The 11,814-nt window shown below is 72.6% G+C and carries 11 protein-coding genes; 5 read left to right on the top strand and 6 right to left on the bottom strand.

Annotated elements, in window-relative coordinates; all coding sequences use genetic code 11:
• Positions 1–124: 124 nt before the first annotated feature.
• The 3 genes from ACPXCB_RS14055 to ACPXCB_RS14045 form a co-directional block, all read right to left on the bottom strand.
• Positions 125–1,123 (bottom strand): NlpC/P60 family protein, encoded by a 999-nt coding sequence (locus ACPXCB_RS14055; protein ID WP_425875457.1) that lies wholly within the window; start codon positions 1,121–1,123, stop codon positions 125–127.
• A 144-nt stretch (positions 1,124–1,267) separates the two neighbouring features.
• Positions 1,268–2,311, bottom strand: coding sequence for a hemolysin family protein (locus ACPXCB_RS14050; RefSeq protein WP_425875455.1), 1,044 nt, complete (start codon positions 2,309–2,311; stop codon positions 1,268–1,270).
• Entirely contained in the window at positions 2,304–3,617 is a 1,314-nt protein-coding gene (locus ACPXCB_RS14045; protein WP_425875501.1) for a hemolysin family protein, read from the bottom strand. Before ACPXCB_RS14045 ends, ACPXCB_RS14050 begins: the two co-directional genes overlap by 8 nt.
• A gap of 122 nt (positions 3,618–3,739) precedes the next feature.
• Here ACPXCB_RS14045 and ACPXCB_RS14040 point away from each other — a divergent pair, with 122 nt between their 5' ends.
• Positions 3,740–4,417, top strand: coding sequence for a GOLPH3/VPS74 family protein (locus tag ACPXCB_RS14040; RefSeq protein ID WP_425875453.1), 678 nt, complete (start codon positions 3,740–3,742; stop codon positions 4,415–4,417).
• 61 nt (positions 4,418–4,478) lie between these two features.
• On the opposite strand, the gene ACPXCB_RS14035 is transcribed toward ACPXCB_RS14040, so the two are convergent.
• On the bottom strand, positions 4,479–6,698 hold the full coding sequence (locus tag ACPXCB_RS14035) for a (Fe-S)-binding protein (protein WP_425875499.1): 2,220 nt from the start codon (positions 6,696–6,698) through the stop codon (positions 4,479–4,481).
• 411 nt (positions 6,699–7,109) lie between these two features.
• Positions 7,110–7,373 (bottom strand): cell division protein CrgA, encoded by a 264-nt coding sequence (locus ACPXCB_RS14030; protein ID WP_151454344.1) that lies wholly within the window; start codon positions 7,371–7,373, stop codon positions 7,110–7,112.
• Positions 7,374–7,600: 227 nt separating this feature from the next.
• Between ACPXCB_RS14030 and ACPXCB_RS14025 the strand changes: the two genes are divergently transcribed.
• From ACPXCB_RS14025 to ACPXCB_RS14010, 4 genes are read left to right on the top strand one after another with little or no spacing between them, the layout of a single operon-like run.
• On the top strand, positions 7,601–8,407 hold the full coding sequence (locus tag ACPXCB_RS14025) for a DUF881 domain-containing protein (RefSeq protein WP_425875451.1): 807 nt from the start codon (positions 7,601–7,603) through the stop codon (positions 8,405–8,407).
• Positions 8,404–10,140: a class E sortase gene (locus ACPXCB_RS14020; protein ID WP_425875449.1), complete on the top strand. Its 1,737-nt coding sequence runs from the start codon at positions 8,404–8,406 to the stop codon at positions 10,138–10,140. The genes ACPXCB_RS14025 and ACPXCB_RS14020 overlap by 4 nt, the downstream gene beginning before the upstream one ends.
• A gap of 2 nt (positions 10,141–10,142) precedes the next feature.
• Positions 10,143–10,427, top strand: a complete 285-nt coding sequence (locus ACPXCB_RS14015; RefSeq protein WP_425875447.1) for a hypothetical protein — start codon at positions 10,143–10,145, stop codon at positions 10,425–10,427.
• 7 nt (positions 10,428–10,434) lie between these two features.
• Positions 10,435–11,085 (top strand): aminodeoxychorismate/anthranilate synthase component II, encoded by a 651-nt coding sequence (locus ACPXCB_RS14010; protein ID WP_425875445.1) that lies wholly within the window; start codon positions 10,435–10,437, stop codon positions 11,083–11,085.
• Between the two features lie 98 nt (positions 11,086–11,183).
• On the opposite strand, the gene ACPXCB_RS14005 is transcribed toward ACPXCB_RS14010, so the two are convergent.
• Positions 11,184–11,801, bottom strand: coding sequence for a SanA/YdcF family protein (locus tag ACPXCB_RS14005; RefSeq protein ID WP_425875443.1), 618 nt, complete (start codon positions 11,799–11,801; stop codon positions 11,184–11,186).
• Between the last annotated feature and the right edge of the window lie 13 nt (positions 11,802–11,814).

Below are 11,814 nucleotides of genomic sequence, written 5' to 3'. Positions count from 1 at the left end.
TTGAGTTCGGCCGAAACGGACACGGTCCTCGCAACTCCCAAAATGTCTGGGTGTTGCGAGGACCGCTAGATCCCAAGGATCGACCGGGGGCCCTCGTCGTTGCCTCGCTGGGCGGTACCGGGGCTCAGCCGGGCCGGCGGAACCCGGCCACCGGCATCGTGTTGATGCTGGAGACGTTGACCGGCTTGCCGGCCCGGGGCGCGTGCACCATCTTGTCGTTGCCGAGGTAGAGGCCGACGTGGTGCAGGTCGCTGAAGAAGAAGACCAGGTCACCCGGGCGCGCCTCGGAGCGCGGGATGGCCTTGCCCTCGTTCCACTGCGCACCCGTGAAGTGCGTCAGGTGGATCCCCGCCGCCTTGTAGGCGTACTGGGTGAGACCGGAGCAGTCGAACGAGTTCGGGCCGGTGGCACCCCAGACGTACGGGTCGCCGACCTGCGCGCAGGCGGTGCGGATCGCGGTGCGGGCCGCGTCGCTGACCACGCCGTTGATGGTCGGGCACTTCTCCGTCTTGACGGTCGTGACCGGCAGCGACGCCTCGAGCTTCTTGATGTCGGCGTCGATCTGCTTCTTCTTCGCGGCCAGGTCGCTCTGCTGCTTCGTCTGCGACACGATCAGCGTGTCGAGCTTCTGCTTCTCCGCGTCGTACTTCTGGCGGACCCGCGTCACGCCCTCGAGCTGCTTGCGCTCCTGCGCGGCCAGCCGGTCCAGCAGCGTCAACTGCTCGGTCAGCGTGTCGGGCTTGGCGCTGACCAGCAGCGCGCCGATGTCGTGGGACGGGCCGGAGATGTAGTAACGGGAGGCGAGATCGCCGACCCGGTCCATCGCCAGCTCGCTCTCCAGCGCCAACGGCTGGATCTTCTTCTGCAGGTCCTCCGACTTCTTGCGGTTGACCTTCAGCTGCGCCCGCACCTTGTTGTACTGCTCGATGGTCGGCTCGAGCTGCTCCCACTTCTGGTCGATCGCGGCCTCGATCTCGTCGACCGAGGGCTCGGCGTGGGCGGGCGCGGCCAGCATGCCGGCGCCGACCGCCGCCGCGGCGACCAGGGTGAGCAGACGGTGGGCGACCCTGCGCAGGCCACCCGGACGAGCAGACCGTCCCGGTGCGTGACGATGAGGGGGCATGGTTGCCACCGGCACCGACTCCTTTTGCAACCCGGCCGCTTGGCGCCTCGCGCGAGGGAAGAGGGGCGAGACAGACGACCCACAGCGGCCGGTGCCCAACATTAGGGATAGCCGGCAGCGGAATCAAGGCGATCGAGGGCCACTTCACGCCTGCGCAACCGCTTGCGTACCAAGGGTGTCGGCCCGCCTGCCAACGATCGCAGTCAGTACGTCGTCGAGTGTGACCACACCGAGGGGGCGGCGACCGTCGCTGACCAGCACCATGTGCCGCCGCTCCCGGCGCATCGACAGCAACAGGTCGGCGAGCGTACGGTCCGGCGGCACCACCGCCAACGGCCGGTAGACCTCCGCCGGCACGGGGGCCCGCCGGCTCGCGCCCGCGTACCCGAGCACGTCCTTGACGTGCACGAAGCCGAGCACCCGGCGGGTGTGTCGCTGCACCACCGGGAAGCGGGACCGCCCCGTCAGGGTGGCCAGCACCTCCAGCGAGGCGGGTGAGACGTCCTCGGCCACGGTGGTCACCGTGGACCACGGTTGCAGGGCGTCGGCGGCGGTCCGGCTGTGCAGGGCGAGCGCACCCGTGATCCGGGCGTGCTCCTCCGCGTCGAGCAGCCCCTCCGTACGCGCCTGCGACACCAGCCCGGCCAGCTCCTCGGCGGTGAAGACCGTCTTCACGGCCTCGGTCGCCTCGACCCGCCACAGTCCCAGCACCCGGCGCGACGCCCACTTCATCGCCACCAGCAGCGGCTTGGTGGCCAGGCAGAACGCCAGCATCGCCGGCCCCAGCCAGAGCGCCGACGGCTCCGGCCCGGCCAGGGTGATGTTCTTCGGCACCATCTCGCCGACCACGGTGTGCAGGAAGACCACCACCCCGAGGGCGAGCACGAAGGCCACCGGGTGGACCACCCCCTCCGGCAGCCGCGCCGCGCGGAACGCCGGCTCCAGCAGGTGCGCGAGGGCGGGCTCGGCGATCGCGCCCAGCCCCAGCGAGCAGACGGTGATGCCGAGCTGCGCCCCGGCGATCATCAGCGGGATCTGGTTCATCGCCGACAACGCCCAGCGGGCCCGCTTCGAGCCGGCCGCCAACGGCTCGACCACCGTGCGCCGGGACGCGATCAGCGCGAACTCGCTGCCCACGAAGAACGCGTTGCCGAGCAGCAGCGCGACGGTGACCAGCAGCTCAGGCATCGCCGTCCGGCTCCTCGGGACGGAGCACCCGGACCTGCTCGATCCGGTGCCGCTCGACCTCCACGACGGTGAACTCGAAGCCCGACTCGTCGACTGTCTCGCCCGCGAGCGGGATGTGCCCCAGCCGGGCCATCAGGAACCCGGCGAGCGTCTCGTACGGCCCCTCGGGCAGCCGGAAGCCGGTCTGCTCCGCCAGCTCGTCGGAGCGCAGCACCCCGTCGACGAGGACCGTCCGCTCCCCGCCCGGCACCCTCAGCCCGACCGCGCCGACGTCGTCCACCGCGGCCGGGTCGAACTCGTCGGCGATCTCCCCGACCAGCTCCTCCACGAGGTCCTCCGTGGTGACCACGCCGTCGGTGCCGCCGTACTCGTCGACGACGATGGCGAGGTCGGCACCCGCGCTGCCGAGCGCGGCCAGTACGCCGTCGAGGTCCAGGCTCTCTGGCACGTACACCGGTTCGCGGGCCACCGACCCGACCGTGGTCGAGCCGCGCAGGGCCAGCGGCACGCCCAGCGCGTCCGGCACCCCGGCGACGCCGGTCACCAGGTCGAGGGTCTCCTCGTACACCGGGAACCGCGTCCGCCCGGTCCGGCGGGACAGCGCCAGCAGCTCCGCCACGGTGGCGGTGGCCCGCAGCGCGACCACGTCGACCCGCGGGGTCATCGCCTCGGCGGCCCGCTTGTCGCCGAACCGGATGGTCCGGCGCAGCAGCATGGCGGTGTCCGGCGGCAGCGCCCCGGCCCGCGCCGAGATGGCCGCCAGCAGCCCCAGCTCCTCCGGCGAGCGGGCGCTGGCCAACTCCTCCTGCGGCTCCACGCCCAGCAGCCGGACCAGGCGGTTCGCCGAGTCGTTCAGCGCCCGGATCAGCCAGCCGAAGGCGCGGGAGAAGGCGCGCATCGGGCCGGCGGTCGCGAGGGCGGTGGGCATCGGCCGGGCCAGCGCGAGGTTCTTCGGCACCAGTTCGCCGAAGAGCATGGAGAGCAGGGTGGCCAGGGCCAGGGCGAGGAACGGGGTGAACCGGCCGGCGGCGTCCCCAGCGACCGGCCGCAGCAGCGGGGTGAAGAGGCGGGCCAGGGCGGGCTCGGCCAGGTAGCCCGTGAGCAGCGCGGTGAGGGTGATGCCGAGCTGCGCCCCGGAGAGCTGGAAGGAGAGCTCCCGCAGCGCCCGGCGTACGGTCACGGCCCGGCCGTCCCCTGCGGTCGCCCGCCGCTCGATCTCGGGGCGATCCACCGTGACCAGGGCGAACTCGGCCGCGACGAAGAACGCGTTGCCGCCGGTCAGCAGCACGAAGCCGACCAGGGGCAGCAGCGTGGTCAGCAGCAGGCCATCGATGGTCGTCTCACCTCGGCGAGATTCTCGCACGGGCGGCGGCCCCGGTCACGGGCGGAAGATCTGCCGGGCTCGTCGGCCCCGGCTACCGTCGGGGCATGGCCCCGCTCACGCTCGCCCACGAACTCGCCCTGCTCGGCTACGACGACGCGGGCGTCAACCGGCTCGGCCGGCCCACGCTCGACTACGGCCTGGCCGGCGCCCTGCTGCTGGAGCTGGCGCTCGCCGGTCGGGTCGAGGTCGCCGACGACCGGCTCGTGGTGACCGACCCGACCCCCGTCGGGCAGCGGCAGCTCGACGACGCACTGGCCCGGGTCGCCGCCGACGACAAGCGGCGCAAGCCGAAGGACTGGGTCAGCCGGCTCGCCAAGGACCTGCCCGAGCAGGTGCTGGACGGGCTGGTCACCGCCGGCGTGCTCCGCCGCGACTCGGACAAGGTGCTGTGGGTCTTTCCGCGTACCCGCTATCCGTCCACGACCGGCGCGGAGCCGGCGGTGGAGACGCAGGCCCGGCAGCGGATGGTCGCCGCCGTGGCCGCGGACGGCCCGGTGGACGGGCGGACGGCCGCGCTCATCGGCCTCGCCCGGGCCGTCGGCCTGGACCGCAAGCTCTTCGCGGAGCTGCCGAAGGAGCAGGTCAAGCGCCGGCTGACCGAGATCGCCGCCGGGGACTGGGCGTCCGCCGCCACGAGGAAGGCGATCGAGGAGATCCAGGCGGTCCTCCTGATCGCGACCACCACGGCCGCCACCACCACCATCATCACCACGACCTCCTGAACGACGACGGCGGCGACACCGGGGAGGTGTCGCCGCCGTCGGGCGTCGCAGGGGGTACGCGTCAGCCGGCCACCGGCGCCCGCTCGGTGTCGCCCGGCGCCTGCTCGGGCTTGACGGAGCGGAGCAGCACGCTGGCCACGTCGACGACCTCGACCTGCTCGCCGGCGCCCTTGCCGTTCACCCCGTCGTTGAGCATCGTCGAGCAGAACGGGCAGCCGACGGCGACCGTCTTCGCCCCGGTGGACATGGCCTCCTCGACCCGGTCCACGTTGATCCGCTTGCCGACCTTCTCCTCCATCCACATCCGGGCGCCGCCGGCGCCGCAGCAGAAGGAGCGCTCGCTGTTGCGCGGCATCTCGATGAGGCCGCCGTCGCCGCTCGCGCCGTCCCCGCCGGCGATGGCGCTGCCGAGCACCTCACGCGGCGGGGCGAAGACCCGGTTGTGCCGGCCCAGGTAGCAGGGGTCGTGGTAGGTCACGCCGCCGTCGACCGGCTGCACCGGGGTGAGCTTGCCGGTGGCGACCAGGTGCGCCAGGAGCTGGGTGTGGTGGACCACCTCGAACTCGCCGCCGAGCTGGCCGTACTCGTTGCCAAGGGTGTTGAAGCAGTGCGGGCAGGTCGCGACGATCTTCCGCTTGCTCTGCTCCCGGCCCTCGAACGCCTCGTTGAGGGTCTCGACGTTCTGCTGGGCGAGCATCTGGAAGACGAACTCGTTGCCGATGCGGCGGGCCGGGTCGCCGGAGCAGGTCTCGCCCTCGCCGAGGATCGCGAACTTCACGCCCGCCTCGTTCAGCAGCGTGGCGACCGCCCGGGTGGTCTTCTTGGCCCGGTCCTCGAACGCGCCGGCGCAGCCGACCCAGAAGAGGTACTCGAAGTCGTCGACCTCGCCGACCCGCGGCACCTCGAAGTCCAGGCCCTTGGTCCAGTCCTCGCGGGTGTTCTGCGGGGCGCCCCACGGGTTGCCCTTGTTCTCCAGGTTGCGCAGCATCACGCCGGCCTCCGACGGGAAGCTCGACTCGATGAGCACCTGGTAGCGGCGCATGTCGACGATGTGGTCGACGTGCTCGATGTCGACCGGGCACTGCTCGACGCAGGCACCGCAGGTGGTGCAGGACCAGAGCACGTCCGGGTCGATGATGCCGCCTTCCTCGGCGGTGCCGATCAGCGGCCGGTCGGCCTCGGCGAGCGCGAGGACGTCCATGTGGGCGAGCTGGGCGGCGGTGGCCTTCTCCTCACCGGTCAGGTCCTTGCCGCCGCCGGCCAGCAGGTACGGCGCCTTCGCGTACGCGTGGTCGCGCAGGCTGAGCACCAGCAGCTTCGGCGACAGCGGCTTGCCGGTGTTCCAGGCCGGGCACTGCGACTGGCAGCGGCCGCACTCGGTGCAGGTGCTGAAGTCCAGCAGGCCCTTCCAGGTGAACTGCTCGACCTGGGCGACACCGAACTGGTCCTTCTCGGGGTCGGCCTCCTCGAAGTCCAGCGGCTTGCCCTGGCTCGTCATGGGGCGCAGGGCGCCGAGACCGGAGACGTTGGCGCCCGGGTCGCGCTTGAAGAAGATGTTGAAGAAGGCCAGGAAGCGGTGCCAGGCGACGCCCATGGTGACGTTCAGCGAGATCACGATGAGCCAGGTCATCGAGATGACGATCTTGACGAGCGCGGCGAGACTGACGCCGGCCGCCCAGTTCGGCAGCACCCCGCCGACGGCGTGGCTGAGCGGGGCGGCCCAGACCGGGTACTCGAAGTGGTCGGTGGCGACCTTGAAGCCCCGGATGACGAAGCCCATGATCAGTACGGCGAGGATGATGCCCTCGACGAAGTAGCCCTGCCACATGGTCGAGCCGGTGAACCGGGACCTGCCGCCCGGCCGGGTGGGCCGGTTGCGGAGCCGGATCGCGATCAGCACCAGGATGCTGACGATGCCCAGGATCGCGAGCCACTCGGTGACCAGCCCGTAGATCGCCCAGTCGCCTACCAGCGGCAGCCCGCCGGTCGGGGAGACGACCTCGAAGTACGCCTCCAGCACCAGCAGCGACAGCACGATGAAGCCGACCATCACGAACCAGTGCGCCGCACCCACCACGCTCCAGCGGAGCATGCGGGTGTGGCCGGCGGTCTCGGCCAGCATCGTCTTCGTGCGGGTGCCCGGGTCACCGAAGCGGGTCGGGTCCGGCTGACCCAGCCGGATGACGGCCACCATCTTCATGACCGCGCGTACCGCAAGCCACACCGCCACGGCGGTGATGGCGAACGCGAGGATCGTGGTGACGATCTGGACGCTGCCCATCGAGTTGGCCTCCCCGGTCTGCTGCCTGTCGAGCGGCTCGGCGACCGGGGCCCGGGTCAGGGCACGACCGGCGAGCCACAGCTGCCGCACCCTCGACCGGACCGGTCGATGACCTCGCTCCGCTCGGTCATGCAGTGCAGCCTACGCGCAAGGTTACCCAGGAGTAACGTGAGTCATCTCGCACCGGGCCGCGCCGCCCTGCGCACACCTTAGGGCGAAGACACCCCAACCGCCGGGTAGGGGCTCCACCGAGTGACTTGGATTGCCCACGCCGCCGGCCCGGGGCCGGACGGCATCGACGGCAGGGCTGACCGCGCCCGGACGACCCCGCCGCCGGTCCGGCGGCGGGGTGCGGCGCTCAGCGCCGGCGGGAGAGCGGGATGCTCGACGCCGGCGGGGTGGGCAGGACGCTCAGCGCCAGCGGGAGAGCAGGATCAGGGAGGCGACCATCGCGCCGAAGCCCACCGCGAGGTTCCAGTAACCCCACGACATGACCGGGTACTCCTGCTCGGAGAGGTAGTAGATCACCAGCCAGCCGATGCCGAAAACGATGAGGGCGACCGCCGAGACCGGGAGCCACACCGGGCTAGGCTTGCGCGTCGCCGCCGTCGCCGTCGGACGGACGTCCGTCGGCGGGGTGTACACCTTCTTCTTGCGAACCTGAGACTTGGGCACGACGCTCTCCAGAGGGGTTACGACCTCGTCCGGCCTGACAACCGGGCGCGGGGGCGACGGTCCATGGCCAATAATGTTCGACAGCTAGCGTAGTCCGGAAGGCCCGTCCAATCCACGAATGGGGCGAGGCCGGTGCACGGAGTGACCGAAAAAGGCGGGACTGTTCGGGTCGCCGCGGCGGCTCGCGCCTCCGCAGGCTGAACCAGACGACGGGGAAGGAACGCTCGGTGGAGTACACATCCGGCGCGGCCTCCTGGCAGAAGGTGCTCCGGCGGGCGGTCGCCGGGCTGCTGCCTCGACGCCCACGGCAGCGACGACCGGGCTGGTCGATCGGGGTGCCGCTGATCGCCGCCGCGGCCGGGCTGCTCTTCACCACCACGGCAACCACCGCAGGCGGCACCGCCCTGCGCGAGGACCGCCGACCCCAGCTCAACCAGTTGATCGAGGACCGGCGCGCGGAAGTGGCGGCCAGCGAGCGGCGGGCGTCCGACCTGCGCGACGAGGTCGAGGGCCGTACCAGCGCCCTGGCCAGCTCCGACGGCCCGATCAGGGAACAGCAGGACCGGGCCGCCGCCAGCCGGGCGGACGCCGGCTTCACCGCGCTCGCCGGCTCCGGGGTGACGGTGGAACTCGACGACGCGCCCCGGCGCAACGACGGCACGCTGCCCGCCGGGGCCACCAACGACGACCTGGTCGTCCACCAGGGGGACGTGCAGGCGGTGGTGAACGCTCTCTGGGCGGGGGGCGCCGAGGCCATGTCCATCATGAACGTCCGCGTGCTGTCGACCAGCGCGGTACGCTGCGTGGGTAACACCCTGCTGCTGCACGGCCGGGTGTACTCCCCACCATTCAAGATCGTAGCAATCGGCGATCCGGCTGCCCTGCAGCAGGCCCTCGCCGACTCACAGGGAGTCCGGTTGTTCAGGGACCTGGTCGACGACTACAAGCTCGGTTACAAGGAGACCGTCTCCTCGGTGACCGTGCCGGCGTTCGAGGACTCGACCACGCTGCGCTCGGCGACGGTGCCCAGGTGAACCGCGTACCGGACGACCGGCCCGAGGACCGCGACGGCCGTCACCGCGACCAGGACGACGGGCCGACCGCCTTTCTGCCCAAGGTCGACCGGCCCGGGCCCGCCCCGGCCCGCCAGGCCCCGGCCGGCGCCTGGCCGGAGCCCACGCTCCCGCCCCGCTCCCCGGCTCCCCGTCCGTCCCACGGGCCCGACCCGGCCGGCGACGCTCGCGCGCCTGCCGGCCCCTCCGCCGGATGGTCGCGCGCCACGCCCGACCCGACCCGCCCGGCACCGGAGCCCGGCCGTCCCGCGAATTTCGGCCATTTCCCGCCGAACGCCGACCAGACCCGCTCCGCCGGCAGCCCCGCCCGGCCCGCCGAGCCCGGCCGTCCCGGTCCGGCGGACCACGGCCGCCCCTGGCCCGCCAACTTCGGGCGGCCCGGCTCCGCCGACTCCGACCGGCGCGGTCCTGCCGACCCCGGCCGCCCCGGTCCTGCCGACTTCGACCACCTCCGCCACGCCGGCCCGGCCGATTCCGGCCCGGCTGCCCGGGCCGGTGCCGGCGGGTCTCCGCCGTGGCCCGGTGCCGGCCCGGTCCGACCGGCCGCCCCACCGCACCCCGCGTCGCCGTCCGACGATCTCCGGCTGCCGGGCGCCAGCGGGGCCGCCGGTCCCGGCGGCGACCGCTCCCTCCGCCCGCCGGTCGATCGGGCCGCCGCCAGGGAAGGCCGGCCGGCCGCCGACGCGCCGACCGCGTTCATCCCGAAGGTGGGCGCGTCGGCCAACGGCCCGTCGACCCCGGTCTCCCCGGCCGGTCCGGGCCGCGACGTCGATCCCGGGGCCACCGCCCTGATCCCAGCCGTCTCCGGGCGTACGCCGACCGCCCCGGCCGCGCTCGTCGAGCCGACCGCTCTCATGGGGGCGGTGCCGCGTCCTCCGAAGACGGACGAGCCGGAGGGCTCCGACACTCCCGCCGAGCAGCCTCGGCCACGCCGGGGTGAGCGGGTGGTCCAGCTCCGCCCGGAGCAGACCGGTGAGGGCTACAAGAGCGTCTACTCGGAGCTCACCCGGCCGTCGCTGGGCTCCCGGCTGCGTACCGGCATCCGGGTCAGCGGCGAACTGCTGATCACCTTCGGCCTGGTGGTGCTGCTCTTCGCCGGCTACGAGGTGTGGGGCAAGTCGGCGATCGTCGACGCCCACCAGAACGACCTCAGCCAGCAACTGGCGCAGGCGTGGGGCCCCGAGGGCGACCCGACGGTGGCGCCGTCGGCCAGCGCGTCCACCAAGCCGAAGCCGCCCGTGCAGGGCAAGCCCATCGCCGGGCTCTACATCCCCAAGCTCGACAAGAACTGGGTCGTCGTCGAGGGCGTCACCCAGAAGGACATCCGGTACGCGCCGGGCCACTACCCCTCCAGCGCCCTACCGGGCCAGGTCGGCAACTTCTCCGTCGCCGGGCACCGCAACCGGGCCACCTTCTGGCGGCTCGACGAGCTGAACGACGGGGACGCCATCGTGGTGGAGGGCAAGACCGACTGGCACGTCTACAAGGTGACCCAGAGCCGGATCGTCAAGCCCACCCAGGTCGAGGTCGTGGCGCCCGTGCCGGGCAAGCCCGGGCAGAAGCCGACCAGGTCGATGCTCACCCTGACCACCTGCAACCCGAAGTTCGACAACTACCAACGCCTGATCATCCACGCCGAGCTGACGCGCAGCCAGCCGAAGTCGGCGGGGCGCCCGGCGGAACTGGGGGCCTGACGGTGTACGGCTGGATGTGGCGCAAGCTCCCCTTCGGGCTGCCCGGCAAGCTCGTGGGCAGCCTGCTGATCACCAGCGCGATGGTGGCCCTGCTCTGGTACGTGGTGTTCCCGTGGGCCGAGCCCCTGCTGCCCTTCGACGACGTGCAGGTCACCCAGGATGCCGGCGATCCCGGCGGCGACTCGGTGCCGGGCGGCGGGGAGAGCGACGCCCCGCCCGGCGACGAGCACGAGTTGCCGTACGACACCGACCAGAACAACACCCCGCCTCCCTCCCCGGACGAGTGAGCCCCTGATGCGTGTCCTGGTGATCGACAACTACGACTCGTTCGTCTTCAACCTCGTGCAGTACCTGGGCCAGCTCGGCGTGGACTGCGACGTCCGGCGCAACGACGAGATCGAGGTCGCCGAGGTGGGCAGGGTCGGCGCGGCCGGCGTCCTGCTCTCGCCCGGCCCCGGCAGCCCCGACCGCGCCGGCATCTGCCTCGACGTCATCCGCGCGTACGCGGGCGAGCTGCCGATCTTCGGTGTCTGCCTGGGTCACCAGGCGATCGGTGAAGCCTTCGGCGCCACGGTGACCCGCGCCCCCGAGCTGCTGCACGGCAAGACCTCCGAGGTGCGCCACCACGGCGTCGGGGTGCTCGCCGGCCTGCCGGACCCGTTCACCGCCACCCGCTACCACTCGCTCGCCGTGCTGCCCGAGACGCTGCCCGAGGAGCTGGAGGTCACCGGCTGGACGGATTCCGGGGTGGTGATGGCGATGCGGCACCGTACGCTGCCGATCGAGGGCGTCCAGTTCCACCCTGAGTCGGTGCTGACCGAGGGCGGTCACCTGATGCTGGCGAACTGGCTCGCCGCCTGCGGTCACCCGGAGGCGCTGGAGCGGGCCCCGGCGCTGGCCGCCGAGGTGGACGCGCGCCGCCGCGCCGCCTTCGCCACCGCCTGAGCACCCCGGTCGCCGCTGCGGCAGTCCACTCGCCTGATGCCACCCGCACGGAATGCCCGGGCCGACTTGCCGGATTCTTGCGCCCGCTCATCTCACGGTCAGCTCTTGAGTGCGTCCTCGATAGCCGGATCTGCGGGTGAGCTGACGGCGGGCGGCCTGCCCCGGACCGCGTCCCAGGCCGCCTTGCCGCTGGCGAAGTAGTCCCGGACCGCCTTGCCGACGAGCAGGACGGGTCCGCAGCCGGCACAGCGGGCGGTCACCCCTTCGGCGTCGAGGCCGAGGTGCCGGCACAGCGTCACCGCGCGGGACAGGTGGTAGGACTGGGTCACGATCAGGGCCCGCTCGACGCCGTACACGTCGCGTGCCCGGGCGCAGGTGTCGTAGGTGTCCAGGCCGAACGGGTCGGCCACGACGCGACGAGGATCGACGCCGAGCCGCTCGGTCAGGTGGGCGGTCATCGCCGCCGGCTCGTCGCCGGACGTGCCGCCCCCGTCGCCGGACACGAGGACCACCCGGGCCCGCCCACTCTTTACGAGCGCGGCGGCGGTCTCCAGGCGGCCGGCGAGGCGGTCGCCCGGCTGACGGCGGTCCGCCGCCACCGCCGTACCCAGAACGATCACGACGTCGGCGGCGGGCGCGTCGGCCTCGCCGAACAGGTGGCCGCGGGCGGCGGTCGTCGTCCAGAGCCAGGGGAGGCTGGCCAGGAGCAGCGCCACCAGGCCCAGGATC

The sequence above is a fragment of the Micromonospora sp. DT62 genome, from assembly GCF_049847285.1.
In the GTDB taxonomy this organism is placed as follows: Bacteria; Actinomycetota; Actinomycetes; order Mycobacteriales; family Micromonosporaceae; genus Micromonospora; species Micromonospora reichwaldensis.
Note: the sequence above shows the minus strand (reverse complement) of the source record. Positions and strands in the feature narration are given on the sequence as shown.

What these genes read in the sequence shown, in the direction of transcription:
- ACPXCB_RS14040 (WP_425875453.1), top strand. Translation starts at nt 3,740, where the DNA reads ATGGCCCCGCTCACGCTCGCCCACGAACTCGCCCTGCTCGGCTACGAC.
- ACPXCB_RS14035 (WP_425875499.1), bottom strand. Translation starts at nt 6,698, where the DNA reads ATGGGCAGCGTCCAGATCGTCACCACGATCCTCGCGTTCGCCATCACC.
- ACPXCB_RS14050 (WP_425875455.1), bottom strand. Translation starts at nt 2,311, where the DNA reads ATGCCTGAGCTGCTGGTCACCGTCGCGCTGCTGCTCGGCAACGCGTTC.
- ACPXCB_RS14055 (WP_425875457.1), bottom strand. Translation starts at nt 1,123, where the DNA reads ATGCCCCCTCATCGTCACGCACCGGGACGGTCTGCTCGTCCGGGTGGC.
- ACPXCB_RS14010 (WP_425875445.1), top strand. Translation starts at nt 10,435, where the DNA reads ATGCGTGTCCTGGTGATCGACAACTACGACTCGTTCGTCTTCAACCTC.